Source organism: Acidovorax sp. BoFeN1 (assembly GCF_003345135.1).
GTDB lineage: Bacteria > Pseudomonadota > Gammaproteobacteria > Burkholderiales > Burkholderiaceae_C > Acidovorax > Acidovorax defluvii.
In genome coordinates this window covers 1-14,704 of the sequence record NZ_QOZT01000088.1, presented here as the reverse complement: position 1 = coordinate 14,704, position 14,704 = coordinate 1, and the positions used below count along the sequence as shown (strand labels likewise).

10 protein-coding genes and 1 pseudogene are annotated in these 14,704 nt (G+C 65.3%); 6 read left to right on the top strand and 5 right to left on the bottom strand.

Annotation, left to right across the window (positions count from 1 at the left end; translation table 11 throughout):
* A pseudogene (locus tag DTW89_RS16090) lies at positions 1-377 on the bottom strand (hypothetical protein); the annotation flags it as partial.
* 206 nt (positions 378-583) lie between these two features.
* Here DTW89_RS16090 and DTW89_RS16085 point away from each other — a divergent pair.
* The 5 genes from DTW89_RS16085 (at position 584) to DTW89_RS16065 (ending at position 6,188) form a co-directional block, all read left to right on the top strand.
* Complete coding sequence (locus DTW89_RS16085; RefSeq protein ID WP_114656674.1) at positions 584-1,009, top strand: c-type cytochrome; 426 nt, start codon at positions 584-586, stop codon at positions 1,007-1,009.
* A gap of 41 nt (positions 1,010-1,050) precedes the next feature.
* A complete protein-coding gene (locus DTW89_RS16080; protein WP_114656673.1) occupies positions 1,051-2,484 on the top strand; it encodes a cbb3-type cytochrome c oxidase subunit I in 1,434 nt (477 codons plus the stop codon).
* Between the two features lie 2 nt (positions 2,485-2,486).
* Positions 2,487-3,341 (top strand): CbbQ/NirQ/NorQ/GpvN family protein, encoded by an 855-nt coding sequence (locus DTW89_RS16075; RefSeq protein ID WP_114656672.1) that lies wholly within the window; start codon positions 2,487-2,489, stop codon positions 3,339-3,341.
* Between the two features lie 76 nt (positions 3,342-3,417).
* Positions 3,418-4,359, top strand: coding sequence for a 4Fe-4S binding protein (locus DTW89_RS16070; protein ID WP_236637171.1), 942 nt, complete (start codon positions 3,418-3,420; stop codon positions 4,357-4,359).
* On the top strand, positions 4,359-6,188 hold the full coding sequence (locus DTW89_RS16065) for a nitric oxide reductase activation protein NorD (protein ID WP_114656670.1): 1,830 nt from the start codon (positions 4,359-4,361) through the stop codon (positions 6,186-6,188). The genes DTW89_RS16070 and DTW89_RS16065 overlap by 1 nt, the downstream gene beginning before the upstream one ends.
* Positions 6,189-6,215: 27 nt before the next feature.
* Here the strand turns inward: DTW89_RS16065 and DTW89_RS16060 are convergent, their stop codons facing one another.
* Positions 6,216-6,560: a hypothetical protein gene (locus DTW89_RS16060; RefSeq protein ID WP_114656675.1), complete on the bottom strand. Its 345-nt coding sequence runs from the start codon at positions 6,558-6,560 to the stop codon at positions 6,216-6,218.
* Between the two features lie 307 nt (positions 6,561-6,867).
* Between DTW89_RS16060 and DTW89_RS16055 the strand changes: the two genes are divergently transcribed.
* On the top strand, positions 6,868-8,739 hold the full coding sequence (locus DTW89_RS16055) for a putative nucleotidyltransferase substrate binding domain-containing protein (RefSeq protein WP_114656669.1): 1,872 nt from the start codon (positions 6,868-6,870) through the stop codon (positions 8,737-8,739).
* Positions 8,740-9,606: 867 nt separating this feature from the next.
* Here DTW89_RS16055 and DTW89_RS16050 read toward each other — a convergent pair.
* The 3 genes from DTW89_RS16050 to DTW89_RS16040 form a co-directional block, all read right to left on the bottom strand.
* Positions 9,607-11,790 (bottom strand): 3'-5' exonuclease, encoded by a 2,184-nt coding sequence (locus DTW89_RS16050; RefSeq protein ID WP_114656668.1) that lies wholly within the window; start codon positions 11,788-11,790, stop codon positions 9,607-9,609.
* Positions 11,787-12,164, bottom strand: a complete 378-nt coding sequence (locus DTW89_RS16045; protein ID WP_024814044.1) for a response regulator transcription factor — start codon at positions 12,162-12,164, stop codon at positions 11,787-11,789. The genes DTW89_RS16050 and DTW89_RS16045 overlap by 4 nt, the downstream gene beginning before the upstream one ends.
* On the bottom strand, positions 12,161-14,704 hold a 2,544-nt coding region (locus DTW89_RS16040), incomplete at its 5' end, for a sensor histidine kinase (RefSeq protein WP_114656667.1). The genes DTW89_RS16045 and DTW89_RS16040, both read right to left, overlap by 4 nt.

The following is a 14,704-nucleotide window of genomic DNA, read 5'->3' as shown; positions in this document are numbered from 1 at the left end:
CCGCAGGCCAAAGCCCCCAGTAACCAGCGCGCCCCCACCATGGATGCATTGCGCCGCACTGCAGACACCGCGCAGGCCACGCACCAACTGCCGGAGATCAACAGCACGGTGTTGAGCGCGCCGGCATTCAGGTTGAGCGTGGCCTGCGAGGCGTTGAACAGTTCCACCTCCCGCGTGCGGGCAAACGCAAATGACACAAAGAGGATGGCAAAGGTCAGCAACTCCAACAAAATGATCAGCCAGACCCCCAGGTCACCTGGGAGCCTGGGGGTGGCATCCTGAACATGCGGGGGAAAGCGTGTGTCGTCCACCAAACCCTCTACTGGCTGCGATTCGTTGCTCGAAGACGACAAATAAGTGGGTACGGGACCGTGCATAGGGATCATCCTGACTGATAATTCGCAGCCTTTTGCAACCAGGGGTTGCAGGCAAGCAACTCCAGGCTCATATTCTGTCGCCGCAAAGTGCCCAGAAGGCACAAGTTCAATGTAAGATTCATACCGAATGAATCTTATTGATTCTAATCAACCATTTGACCCGCTAAGTCATTACGATGCGGGCTCATCACTGCATGAGGTACACCATGAGTCAAGGCTTCACGAGCCAGATGGCGCGCAACATTTTCTACGGAGGCACGGTTTTTTTCGTGCTTGTGTTTGCGAGCCTAATTTTTCACACCGAAACCAAAATTCCCGAGCGATCCAAAGCGGGCGAAATCACGGAGTCCGTAGTCCGTGGAAAGCATTTATGGGAGACGCGCAACTGCATCGGCTGCCATACACTGCTGGGCGAGGGTGCCTATTTCGCGCCTGAGTTGGGCAACGTCTATGCGCGTCGTGGCCCTGATTTCATCAAGGGCTGGATCAAGGCCATGCCCACGCACACGCCGGGCCGCCGCCAGATGCCGCAGTTCAACTTCACCGAAGCACAGCTTGATGATCTGGTCGAGTTCCTGCGCTGGACCAATGGCATCGATGCCGAAAAGTGGCCACCCAATATCGAAGGGTAAGCATCTCAGTGCACTGAGACCTCACATCCAAGGATACAAAAATGCAACCCGCAACCCTTAAATACCAATCGCAGTCTGTCGCCAAGCTGTACTTCATCGCGGCGCTAGGACTGTTCACCGGCCAGATCATTTTCGGTCTGACGCTCGGCCTGCAATACGTGATCGGCGACCTGATGTTCCCGGCCATTCCCTTCAACATCGCCCGCATGGTTCACACCAACCTGCTGATCGTGTGGCTGTTGTTCGGATTCATGGGCGCCGCCTATTTCATGGTGCCCGAAGAGAGCGAAACCGAGCTTTACAGCCCGCTGCTCGCCAAGGTGCTGTTCTGGATCTTCCTGGCCGCCGGAGCCCTGACCATCCTCGGTTACCTGCTGGTGCCCTATGCCACGCTGGCCGAGATGACAGGTAACGACCTGTTGGCCACCATGGGGCGCGAGTTCCTGGAGCAACCCTTGCCTACCAAAATCGGCATTGTGGTGGTGGCACTGGGCTTTCTCTTCAACATCAGCATGACCGTGCTGAAGGGTCGCAAGACCGCCATCACCCTGGTGCTGCTGCTCGGTCTGTGGGGCCTGGCGCTGCTGTTCCTGTTCAGCTTCGTCAACCCCAGCAACCTGGTGCGCGACAAGATGTACTGGTGGTTCGTGGTGCACCTGTGGGTGGAAGGTACGTGGGAGCTGATCATGGCGTCCCTGCTGGCCTTTGTGCTGATCAAGACGACCGGTGTGGACCGTGAAGTGATCGACAAGTGGATGTACATGATCGTCGCCTTCGCGCTGATCTCGGGCATTCTGGGCACTGGCCACCACTTCTACTTCATCGGTCTGCCGGGTTACTGGCACTGGGTGGGTGGCGTGTTCTCCGCACTGGAGCCCATTCCATTCTTCATGATGACGCTGTTTGCTTTCAACATGGTGCAGCGCCGCCGCCGTGAACACCCCAACCAGGCCGCTGTGCTCTGGGCTGTGGGCACCGCCGTCATCGCCTTCCTGGGTGCTGGCGTCTGGGGCTTCATCCACACGCTGAGCTGGGTTAACTTCTACACGCACGGCTCGCAAGTTACGGCGGCCCACGGCCACCTGGCTTTCTACGGCGCCTATGTGCTGGTGGTGCTGGCCATCATCAGCTACTCCATGCCCCTGATGCGTGGCCGCGAAGCCAACCCCATGCGCGCTCAACGCGTCGAAATGTGGAGCTTCTGGATCATGAGCATCGGCATGGCCGTGATGGTTCTGGCCCTCAGCGGCGCCGGTATCCTTCAAGTGTGGCTGCAGCGCATGCCGACCGACGGCACCGCGATGTCCTTCATGGCCACGCAAGACCAGTTGGTGTTCTTCTACTGGACACGTGTGGCTGGTGGTGTGATGTTCCTGATCGGCCTGCTGACCTATCTGTCGAGCTTCTTCATCGGTCCTGCAAAAGACGAGCAGGAAGTGGCTGCCATTCCCGGTAGCCGCATGCAGCGAGCCTGACCATGGAACACGCCCATACTACGGTTTCGTCGGCCTCGGGCGCCAGCACCGGCCCGGGCGTGCGGCCCGCAGGTGGGGCGCCGTTCTATGCAGAACAGGGGGGCGAACGAGCGCTCTTTGAGCATTGCTTTGCCCAGCAGCTTCCGCTGCTGATCAAAGGCCCCACTGGCTGCGGCAAGACCCGTTTTGTCGAACACATGGCGGCGCGCCTGTCGCGCCCCCTGATTACCGTTTCCTGCCACGACGATCTCAGCGCTGCCGACCTGGTCGGTCGCCACCTGATTGGTCAAGGCAACACCGTCTGGACCGACGGGCCGCTCACGCGGGCCGTACGGGAAGGCGCCATTTTGTATCTCGACGAGGTGGTCGAAGCGCGCAAGGACACCACGGTGGTTCTGCACCCGCTTGCCGACGACCGGCGTCTCCTGCCGATTGAACGCACAGGCGAGCTGCTCAAAGCGCCGCCCGAGTTCATGCTCGTCATCTCCTATAACCCCGGCTACCAGAATCTGCTCAAGGGCCTCAAGCCGAGCACGCGCCAGCGCTTTACCGCACTGACGCTGGGTTACCCCGCCCCGGCCGTTGAACGCGCCATTCTGGAGCGCGAAGGCCATGCCTCCCCCGCTCTGGCAGCCCGTCTGGTGCAACTGGCACAGGCGCTGCGCCGCCTGACCGACCACGACCTGGAAGAAACCGCCAGCACCCGCCTTCTCGTGATGGCTGCACGCCTGGTGGCATCGGGTCTGCCCTTGCGCGACGCCTGCCGCGCTGCCGTAGTGGACGCGTTGACCGACGACACCGAGACCATCCAGGCGCTCGATGAAGTTGTGCGCGCGATTGTGGGTGATGAAGACTGATTGTTCTGGCTGTGCCTCGGCTCCCAGCTGCTCCAGCGCAGCCACCGCGGCCAGCACATTAGGCGACAGCGCCCCGGTGGCGCTGCCCGCCACCGCACAACTGCAGCGCCGCCGCCGCTGGTTTCAAGCGGTCTTTTTTGCTGTATTTCTGCTCGCCCCCGCACTCAACCTGCTGCGCTTTGACCTCACCGAGGCACAGCTGTGGGTGCTTGGCTTTCGTTGGTCTCTGGGCATAGAGGCCTTCATTCGCGGCGAAGCCTCGGCAATGCAAACCGCGTGGTCCATCGTGTGGCGCGGCATTTTGCCGGTGTTGACCCTCGTCGTCGGTTTTCTCGCCGTGGCCTACCACTTTGGCCGGCTCTATTGCGGCTGGTTGTGCCCCCATTTTTCGCTGGTCGAAACCCTCAACGACCTGCTTCACCGCGCCACTGGCAAGCTCAGCGTGTGGGACAAATCGCCCACGCCACGTCCCGGCCGCTCGGCCGACAAGCGCTGGTGGCCCGTGTTCCTGGTGGCCTGCCTGGTTTTTGGCTTTGCCTGGGCCATCACGCTGCTGACCTACCTGCTCCCCCCCGCCATGATCTGGGGCAATCTGGTAAACGGCACCCTCACCCCCAACCAGACGCGCTTTCTGGTGGTGGGCACGCTGGTCTTCACGCTGGAGTTCACACTCGCGCGGCACCTGTTTTGCCGCTACGGCTGTGCCGTTGGCCTGTTCCAGAGCCTTGCCTGGATGGCCAACCCCAAGGGCATGGTGGTCTCCTTCACCCGCGAGCGGGCGCGCGAATGCAAGACCTGCGACGCCCCCCGAGGCAGCGCCTGCGACAACGCCTGCCCCATGCGCCTGAACCCGCGCAACATCAAACGCATGATGTTTGCCTGCGTACAGTGCGGCCAGTGCCTGGCCGCCTGTGACACCACCCAAACCGACCAGGGCCGCACACCCACGCTGGAGTGGAAGGTGGGTCTGGACGCTGTGCGCGAAACCATGCGTCAACGCCGCGAGGAGCAGCGCTGATGGAAGAGTGGATTGGCCAGTGGTGGCACCGCGCCGTCACGCGCGTCGCAGAACCAGACCGCGCCCATGTGCAGGTCACCCTGGAAGAGATGCGCCGCAGCATCGCCTTGCTGTACCGCGCTGGCGGAGGCGACGCCGCTGTGCGCGTGGCGCCGGTGGCCGACAGCCGCCATGGCGGGCCCCGTGGCTGGCTTCAGCGCCTGGCCGGCAGTGGCATCCGCGTGCCCCTGCCGGTGCTCGACTGGGAAACGCTGGCCCTGCCCGCCCAGGTGGCAGTTTTTGACGAGCGCGAGCTCAACCACGAGTTGTACCTGTGGCTGGCGGCACTGGCTGCAGTGTTTGAACCCACGGGCGACTGGATCGCCGACAACCGCGCCGCCACGGCGCGGGCGTTGCAGCGTTTTGCAGGGATGCGCGGGCGCCACCAGCGCCTCACGCAGGCCCACCTTGCACAGCGCCCCAGCCTGACCAGCCTGCGCGCCGAGTCCATCCCCTGGGAGGCTGCGGTGCAAGCCGCACTGCGTGGCGATGACCACGGCCCTCTCTTCGTGGCGCCCGCCCAGGTGGCACCCGTGTGGCTGTGGCTGACAGCGGGTGTAGGCCAAGGCCCTTCAGGCACTGCCGGGCAGAGCGGCGATGGCGCTGGCGAGCGCCCAGATGGCCCGCCTGGTGAAGAAAGCAAGCAACGCCGCCGTTCACGCCGCGTCGAGCACAAGGAGGTTCGCAACCCCTTGCTGGTGGCGTCAAAGACCGAGGCCTTGATGAGCTGGAGCGAGCTGATCCGCCTGGACCGCGGCACCGACGACGAGGTCGATCCCAACGCCACGGCGGCTGCCAACGATATGGACACCTTGTCGCTGGCGCGCGGCGACCAGACCACGGCCTCACGCATCAAGTTCGACCTTGATCTGCCCAGCGCCTCGGCCGACGACCTGCCGCTGGGCCCTGGCCGCAAAACCCCCGAATGGGACTGGCGCCGCAACGTGCTGCAACCCGATCACTGCTCGGTGCAGTGCTCGGTCGCCCGGCCAGGCACGCCCTACATTGCGCCCCAGGCGCTGCGCGCCACCGCACGGCGTGTGCGCCGCCGTCTGGAGGTGCTGCGCGCTGCGCCACGCTGGCAAAACGGCCAGACCACAGGAGACGAATTCGACATCGACGCCTGGGTCCGTTTTCAGACCGAATCCCAGGGGGGTGTGCAACATACCGACTCACCGCCGGTCTACATCCGGCGCCAGCGCGGCGAGCGCAGCCTGGCCACGCTCTTGCTGGCCGATTTGTCGCTCTCGACGGACGCCTACGCCACGTCCAATGCCCGCGTCATCGATGTGATCCGCGACGCGCTCTACGTGTTTGGCGAGGCCCTCTCGGCCACCGGCGACGCGTTTGAAGTGCTCGGCTTCAGCTCGGTACGGCGCCAGCATGTGCGCATCCAGCACATCAAGGGGTTTGGTGAACGCTGGAACGACACCGTACGCTCTCGCGTCGGTGCACTCAAACCGGGCTTCTATACCCGCATGGGTGCTGCGCTGCGCGATGCCACCCGCCGCCTGGGTGCGCGACCCGAGCGCCAGCGGCTGCTTTTGGTGCTGACCGACGGCAAGCCAAACGACCTGGACATTTACGAAGGTCGCTACGGCCTGGAAGACACCCGCCATGCCATTCAGGAGGCACGCGATGCGGGCCTGACACCGTTTTGCGTCACGATTGATCACGAAGCCCACGATTACCTGCCGATGCTGTTTGGCAGCCAGGGCTATGCGCTGGTGCGACGCCCGCAGGATCTGGTGCAGCGCCTGACACAGGCGTGGGCGACCCTGGCGCGCTGAGCGCCGCAACTCACCCGGCACACAGCCTCATTTTGGAGGCTGGTGTGCCAGCACATCGGCATCACACCCTGCCCCCGCAGCGATCCAGCGCCGGGCCAGCTGCCCCAGCCAGCGCACAGCCCAAGGATGCGTCCAGCCGGTAACACCGCCCGGATCGACCACCATTCCGCACAGGTAGCGCCCGTCGGCGTCGCTCCAGCGCAAGGCCAGGCAGGCCCCCGCGCGCCGCCGCGAAACCAGCACACCCAACGGGCAAGGCTCCGCCAGGCAACACAGGCCACAGCCGTTGCACGGCGCCCCCTCAACGGGCTTGGCGGGCGCCTCGGGGTGCAACCATACAACCGTGGGTGCAGAGGGTGGAGGCGTTGGCATGGTCTGCAAAAGTCGCAAAAAAATAGGGTTCTGTTGTTGCTCAAGGGCCGCGCGGATGCGCGAACGCCGGCACGCTTTGGCAACGCGCCAGCGTCCAGATGGCACAGCGCGACATCGCGAGCCGGTGGGACCCGTGGCACTTGCTTGATGCCCCGCTGCTGAGCGCATGCTAAGGCAAACACCCCCACCACCGCACTGGCCAGGTTCGCCCGACCGGTTGACCAACGTCAAAGCCAGTAACAACCCTGCCCCCACGCCGCACCACCGCTGCAACAATGGCACTCCCTGTTGCCTGGTCCCGCCCGCCATGAACCCTGCCCCTCACACCCTCGCCACCCTTCAGGCGGCGCTGGCCAGCCACCGTGTATGGAGTCAACTGGACGCGGCCACGCTGGACACACTGGCGCCGCAGTGGCGGCTGGAGGCATCGGATGTGGGCACCACGCTGCTGCCCCAGGGCCGCCTGCACAGCCGCACCGGGCTCATCGTGAGCGGCGCGGTAGACCTGCACGACCCCGACCTGGACATGGCCGTGCACCTGCAGCCCGGAGACATGTTCGGCTTTGGCGCCACCCCGGCGCAACACCTCACCACCTGGCAGGCCACTGCTGCGGCCGACAGCCACATCGCCTGGCTGGCCCCCGACACCGTGACCGCACTGTGCCGCGACCATGGCGCCCTCGCGTATTTCTTTCCGTCACTGCCCGGCGTAGGGCAGCCTCCAGCTGCGGCGCAGGCACCCGGCGCGGGCGTGCACCTGAACCTGCTGGGCACGCCCGTGCGCGCGCTCATCAAGCGCGAGCCGATCACGCTGCCACCCGACACCAGCATCCGCGCCGCTGCGCTGCAAATGCGCGATCTGCGCGTGTCGTCGGTGCTGCTGGTCGAGCAGCACCATCTGTTTGGCCTGGTCACAGACCGCGATCTGCGCAACCGCGTGGTCGCACTGGGGCTGGATATTGACCGGCCCGTGTCCGACATCGCCACCCTGGCGCCCATGACACTGCAGGCACAAAGCCCCGCCTTTGAAGCCCTGCTGCTCATGGCGCGGCACAACATCCACCATGTGCCGGTGATGGACGGCGCGCGCATCGTCGGCATGATCACCGCCACCGACCTGGCGGAACAACACAGCACATCGGCTGTTTACCTGGCGGGCGATGTTTACAAACAGACCACGGTAGAGGGCCTGGCGCATGCCAGCACCAAGATCAAGGCGCTGCAGCAACACCTGGCCGCCGCCGACGCCAGCGCCTACAGCACGGGCCACATCATCACCACCATCACCGACGCGCTGACCACCCGTCTCATCCACCTGGCCGAGGTGAAGCTGGGCCCGCCGCCGGTGGACTATGTGTGGGTGGCCGCCGGCTCCCAGGCCCGCAGCGAACAGACCGCCAGGTCCGACCAGGACAACTGCATGGTGCTGGACGACCGGTATGACGAAGCACTGCATGGCGAGTACTTTCGTGCGTTTTCGCGATTCGTGTGCGATGGCCTGGCGGCCTGCGGCTATATCCACTGCCCGGGCGAGATGATGGCCATGACCGACAAGTGGCGCCAGCCGCGCGCGCGCTGGGCACAGTACTTTCACCAGTGGGTGGACAAGCCCGAGCCCATGGCACTGATGCTGACCTGCGTGTTCTTCGACCTGCGCGCCATCCACGGCAAGACCGAGCTGCTGGAGTCGCTGCGCAATGAGGTGCTGCAGCGCACGCGGGGCAACAGCCTTTTTCTGGCGCACATGGTGGGCAACGCGCTCAAGCACCGCCCGCCGCTGGGCATGTTTGGCACCATCGCACGCATCCGTGGCGGCGAAAACGCGGGCACCATCGACCTCAAGCACAGCGGCATCGTGCCCATCGTGGACCTGGCGCGGGTGTATGCGCTGGCGGGCGGCATTGCGGCGGTCAACACGCACGACCGGCTGGAGGTGGCTTCACTGGCAGGTGAGGTGAGTGCGCAAAGCGCACGCGATCTGCGCGATGCGCTGGAGTTTTTGTCCCGGCTGCGCATCGACCACCAGGCGCGTCAGATCGCGCAGGGGCAGGCGCCCGACAATTTTCTGGCGCTGGAGGAGCTATCCAACTTTGAGCGCAGCCACCTCAAGGAGGCGTTTTCGGTGGTGCAGACGCTGCAGGGGGTGTTGGGGCAGCGGTATCAGACGGGGCGGTATTGAGTGTTTTTGGGGTCTGGCGCTTATGAGGTAAGCGCTGGCAGCTATTTTTATATAGCTAACTTTGTGCTTTTGCGAGGGGCAAGTGCCGGGTCTCGCCCCGGCGGCCGACTCACTTTTCTTTGCTTCGCCAAAGAAAAGTAAGCAAAAGAAAGGCGACCCTCAGTCTGCGACCCCTGCGCTTCGCTACGGGGCAAACCTGGGGCGGGGCGCTTGCGGGGTTCGCCGCATAACTCACTGCGCGCCTGCGGCGCTCCGTTCGGACAAACGCGGCGAGTCAGTTCACGAAGCATGCGCGCGGGGGCGCGCATGCCACCCCGCAAGCACCCCGCCGCAGGCGCAGCCAGCAAGGGGTTGAACACCCGCAGACCACACGGGCCATCGCTGCGCTCGGCCCTTCTTCGCGGGCGCAAGCGCCTCGCGCTGGCACGCCAGGCCGAGCGCAGCGATGGCCCGTGTGGTTGTTGGGCGCCAACCCCCCCTTCTGGTTGCGCCTGCGGCGCGCAGGGGATGGCGGATCAGGGCTCGCGATTGTCTGAGCGCCGCAGGCGCGAGTTCGAGCGAGACCCCGCCAGCACCGAGCACCGCAGGTTGCGGGTTATTGGGGTCAGACACCCATTTCACTGCGGTGCGCAGCACCGCACCCTCCGGGCGAGCCGAAGGCTCGGTGAATTGGGGCTCTGACCCCAAAAACCCGTCGCAGACAGTAGGGTCGCCTTTTCTTTGGTGACTTTCTTTTGGCGAAGCAAAAGAAAGTTACTGCGCCGCCGGGCGCACACCCCGGCTCCCGCCCTCCGCAAAAGCACACCATCAACTACAAAAACAATAGCTGCCAGCGCTTACCCCATAAGCGCAAAACCCCAAAAACACTCAATATTTCAACCGCGCGTAATACGTCTTCTGCGCCGCCTCGCGCGCCTGGCGCAGCGTATGGATGCCCTGCTCCTGCAGCAGCGGAATCAGCCGCAGCCAGATCTCGGCCGTCACCAGCGCATCGCCCAGGGCCGTGTGGCGCCCCAGCACGGTAACGTTGAAGCGTTCCGCAATCGCTTCGAGCCGGTGCGACTCCTGGTTCGGGTGCACCACGGCCGAGAGCAGCAGCGTGTCGAGCACAGGCTGGTGAAAGACCACCCCCGTGGCCTTCTCCTGCAGCTGCAGAAAGCGCATGTCGAACGCCGCGTTGTGCGCCACCAGCACCGTGTCTTGCGTGAACGCATGGAACACCGGCAGCACCTCGCCGATGCGCGGCTTGCCCGCCACCATGTCGTCGGTGATGCCGTGGATGGGGATGGACGCCGCTGGGATGCCGCGCCCCGGGTCCACCAGCTGTTCAAAGCACTCCTGCCGCAGCAGCTTGCCATTGACGATGCGGGCTGCACCGAGCTGGATGATGGCGTCGCCGCCGGCCGGATTCAGGCCCGTGGTTTCGGTGTCGAACACGGTGTAGGCCAGCTCGGACAGCGGGCGGTCGTCCAGCGCGCTGCTCTGGTCGGCCTGCTTGAACAGATCGAAGTCGTAATACTCGGGGCGGCTGTATTCGCTCTCGCCCAAAGCGGCATCCACCACGCCCTGCACGCTGGCCAGGGGCAGCATGAAGCGGAAGAACGCCTGGTGGCGCACCCGCTCGCGCTCAAACCACATTTCGCCGCCGTGGCGCTCGACCACTTCGCGCACGGTCAGGGGACTGCGTTCCGCGCCAAATCGCATGGCGTCCATCTCCCAGTTCATTACCGTTTCGTTGCTCATGGCCTGGCCGCTCCAGACCAGGTCGAGCTGCGCATGCGTGCCCGTGCTCTGCAGCCGCAGTTGCAAAAAGCGCACCTCAAACTCATCCACCAGCCGGTGCGCCAGATAGGTCAGTGCCTGCAGCAGGGTGTAGCTGTCCACCTTGAGCCACAGGCTGCCGTCGATCGCGTCGAGCGTTACCGGCCGGTCGCACTGCGCGGCAATGCGGCGCTGGGCGGCGGTGGCCAGGTCGGCGCCCAGCATGTCCTCCATGGGCCAGCGCGTCTTGAGGCGCTGCGTGGCGCGCTGCGCCAGGTCGGTGATGCGCCGCCCCATGGCGCCCACCTCGTCGCGCACCACGCCCAGAAAGCGCTCGCGCATGGCGGGTTCCAGGTCGGAAAAGCCCAGCATGTCCACCGCCGCCTGGATGTTGGCCAGCGACGCTCGGCTGCCTTCGGTCAGGCCGTGCAGGAGCTGGTCGCGGGCAGATTCTTCCTCCACGCTGGCCGTCACGTTGTCGAGCATCAGCACAAAGCCGCTCACCACGGACTCCAGCGTTTCTTCGTCGGCCCCCTCGGCCACCGCCGCACGCACCGGCGCCACCTGCACGCGCAGTAACTGCCCACCCTGCGTGGTGGTGACAAACTGCGCCGACGGGCTGGCTACACCCCGCGCCATGCCCTGGTGAATGCGTTCGAGCGCATGGGCCAGCAACTGCTGGTCGAACACGGCGTAGATCGACCGGCCAATGCCGATCAGCTCGGCCCCGGCCGCCAGCGCCGGCCCCTGCGATATCTGCCGGAACTGCTGGCGCGCGCGCTGGTTGTAGAGCAGGATGCGCCCGTCGCGGTTGCACACCACCACGCTCTGGTTCAGCTCAGCCATCAGGGCGGCGAGCCGGTTCTTCTCTTGCTGCACGCTGTGGCTGGCCTGGGATACCTGGGCGGCCATGTCGCCGCGCAACTGGTCGCGCTGGGCCGCCAGTTCGTTCACGGCGCGGGCCATGGCCTGCATTTCGGCGGTGCCCCTGGGGGTGAGCTGCTGGGGCGTGGTGGCCGTCACCACCACCCGGATTTTTTCCAGCAGGCGGTGCGGGTCGCCCACATAGCGGCGGTGCAGCACATGCAGCGTGCCCGCCACCAGAAACAGGCCCAGCAGCCAGCCCATGGCCACCAGCACGGTGCGGGACGCCAGCACCTCGCCCACCGCCAGGCGCTCCTGCGCATCGAGTGTGGACCAGACAATCACGGACATCAGCACCAGCCACAGCGCCATCACCAGGCCTGCAGCGGTCACGGCCAGCACCAGCCGGGGGTCGATCTTTTTCATGCGGGTGCCTCCCCGAGCAGCTCGGCCACCTTCTGCACCAGTTCGCGCGTGGAGAACGGCTTGGTCATGTAAGCGTTGGCGCCCAGGGCCAGGCCCTTGGCCAGGTCGGTCTCGCGGCCCTTGGCGGTGAGCATGAGAATTTTGGTGCCCTGCAGGGCCTCGTCGGCGCGCACGGCCTGGCAGACCTCGAAGCCCGTCTTGTGCGGCATCATCACGTCGAGCAGCACCAGCGCGGGCCGCTCACGGGCGATGGTGTCCAGCGCCTCCTGCCCGTCGCGGGCCACCAGCACGGCGTAGCCTTCGCGCTGCAGCAGGTATTCGAGCGAGATCACGATGTTGGGCTCGTCGTCGGCAATCAGGATCTTGTGCGTCATGGGTTCTTGTCTCCGGATGAGGGGGCCTGGCGGGGTAGCCAGAAGCAAAAGCAGGCGCCCGGCTGTGCGGTGGGTTCCAGCCACAGCCGCCCACCAAAATGTTCTGCAATATGGCGGCTGATCGGCAGGCCCAGGCCTGTTCCGTGCGCCACCTGGGCACCCAGGTCGGTCTGGTGAAAACGATCAAAAATCATGGCCTCGTGGCCCGGTTGCACGCCCGGGCCATTGTCCTGCACGCAAACGGTGATGCCCTGCGCATCGCACGCCAGCCGCACCTGCACCTGCCCGCCGGGCGAGGGCACAAACTTGGCTGCGTTGGACAACAGATTCAGCAGCACCTGCAGAATGCGGTCGGGGTCGGCCTGCAGCACGGGCGCCTCGTCGGGCAACTGCACCTGCACCTGGGCCGCGCGCTCGCGGAACACTTCAGCCGTGGTGGCCACCGCACGCTCCACCAGGGCGCGCATGTCCACCGGCGCCACATGCCATTCGGCATGACCCGACTCGATCTTGGCCATGTCCAGCACCTGGTTCACCAGGCGTGTCAGGCGCTCGGTTTCGGCCACGATGATGCCCACGAACTGCTGGCGCTGGGCGGCGGGCATGCCGGCGTCGTCCTGCATGAGTTCGGCCAGCGCACGGATGGAAGTGAGCGGCGTGCGCAGCTCGTGCGTCACAGACGACATGAAGTCGTCCTTGAGCCGATCCAGGCTCTGCAACTGCTCGTTGGCGGCGCGCAGCTCGGCGGTGGCCTGCTCCAGCGAGCGCGACTTGCCCTCCAGCGCCCGCGAATAGGCGCGGATCTGCGAGGCCTCGTCCAGAATGCGCAGCACGTCTTCGGGCGAGAGCGTTTCTTCTTCGGCCACCGAGGCCACCAGCGCACGGGCCGATGCACTGCCCACGGCACCGGCCAGCTGGGTTTCGACAAACTGCACCAGCCGGGCGTCGGGCCGCAGCGCGTGGGCATGGTGCACGCCCACGCGCTGCGCATAGCCGTCAAAAAGCGCCTGCGCCTTGGCGCCGCCCAGAAAACGCTCGCACAGGCGCAGCAGGTCTTGCGTGTTGGCCCGCCCGCGCCAGAACACGGGGCTCGAAGTGGCCGTACGCTCCAGCACATCGACAAACAACAGGGCCTGGCTGGCCTCGCGGCCCGAAGGCGCGCGCCACAGCGACACCCCGACATAGGCCACCACATTGGCCAGCATGCTCCAGAAGAGCGAATGCGTGAGGCCGTCGAACCCCTGCAGGCCAAGCAACTGCTCGGGCCGCAGCCAGGCCATGCCCCAGGGCCCGTGTGCGATGAAGCCCATGTCGAGCCAGCCCGACTTGGCAATGGAGGGCAGCATGAGCGTGTAGGCCCACATCACAAAGCCCGCCAGCAGGCCCGCGAGTGCGCCCAGGCGGGTTCCGCCCTTCCAGTACATGCCGCCCAGCACCACGGGTGCAAACTGCGCCACGGCAGCAAAGCTGATGAGCCCGATGCTGACCAGCGCGTACGCCTCACCCGCGAGGTGAAAGTACACATAGCCCAGCACCAGCACGCCCAAAATGGCGGCGCGCCGGATGCCCAGCAGAAGGCGCGTGAAGTCCTGCCCGCCGCCGCTGCGCAGGTGGCGCCAGCGCAGCAGCAGGGGCAGCACCAGCTCGTTGCTGACCATGGTGGAGACCGCCACGGTCTCCACGATGACCATGCCCGTGGCCGCAGACAGCCCCCCGACAAACGCAAACAGCGCCAGCGCGTGCTGCCCGGCCGCCAGCGGCAGCGAGAGCACAAAATTCTCGGCATTGCCTTGCCCTGGCCCGAAATACAGCAGGCCGCCCAGCGCAATGGGCAGCACGAACAGGTTGATGAGCAGCATGTAGAGCGGAAACACCCAGACCGCGCGGCGCAGGTGGTCTTCGCGCACGTTCTCCACCACCATCACCTGGAACTGGCGGGGCAAAAACACCACCGAGAACATTGACAGCAGCATCAACCCGAACCACTGCGCCCAGGCAAACTGCCCGCCCTGCTCCAGGCGCAGCAACTGCTGCAACTGCGGCACCGCCTGCGCGCGGGCGAACAGGTCGCCCAAGCCATCGAACAGGCCATACACCACAAAGAAGCCGACCATCAGGAAGGCCACCAGCTTGACCACCGATTCAAACGCGATGGCGGCCACCATGCCCTCGTGCCGCTCGGTGGTGTCCAGGTGCCTCGCACCAAACACCATGGCAAAGCCGGCCAGCACCAGGGCCACGTAAAAGGCGCTGTCGTGGCTCCAGTGTGCGGGGTCGGCCACGCCGCCGGGCACCGTCAGCAGGGCATAGCCCGCCGACACCGCCTTGAGCTGCAGCGCGATGTAGGGCACGATGCCCACCACCGCGATCAGGGTCACCAGCCCGGCCAGCAGCGGGCTCTTGCCGTAGCGGCTGGCAACAAAGTCGGCAATCGACGTGATGCGGTACGCCTTGGCAATGCGGATCATCTTGCGCAGCACGATCCAGCCCAGCACCATGACCAGCGTGGGCCCCAGGTAAATGGGCAAAAACCACACCCC

Excerpts from the sequence above, each read along its gene's own strand:
- DTW89_RS16060 (WP_114656675.1), bottom strand. The coding sequence starts at position 6,560 with ATGCCAACGCCTCCACCCTCTGCACCCACGGTTGTATGGTTGCACCCC.
- DTW89_RS16050 (WP_114656668.1), bottom strand. The coding sequence starts at position 11,790 with ATGAAAAAGATCGACCCCCGGCTGGTGCTGGCCGTGACCGCTGCAGGC.
- DTW89_RS16065 (WP_114656670.1), top strand. The coding sequence starts at position 4,359 with ATGGAAGAGTGGATTGGCCAGTGGTGGCACCGCGCCGTCACGCGCGTC.
- DTW89_RS16055 (WP_114656669.1), top strand. The coding sequence starts at position 6,868 with ATGAACCCTGCCCCTCACACCCTCGCCACCCTTCAGGCGGCGCTGGCC.
- DTW89_RS16045 (WP_024814044.1), bottom strand. The coding sequence starts at position 12,164 with ATGACGCACAAGATCCTGATTGCCGACGACGAGCCCAACATCGTGATC.
- DTW89_RS16085 (WP_114656674.1), top strand. The coding sequence starts at position 584 with ATGAGTCAAGGCTTCACGAGCCAGATGGCGCGCAACATTTTCTACGGA.
- DTW89_RS16075 (WP_114656672.1), top strand. The coding sequence starts at position 2,487 with ATGGAACACGCCCATACTACGGTTTCGTCGGCCTCGGGCGCCAGCACC.
- DTW89_RS16080 (WP_114656673.1), top strand. The coding sequence starts at position 1,051 with ATGCAACCCGCAACCCTTAAATACCAATCGCAGTCTGTCGCCAAGCTG.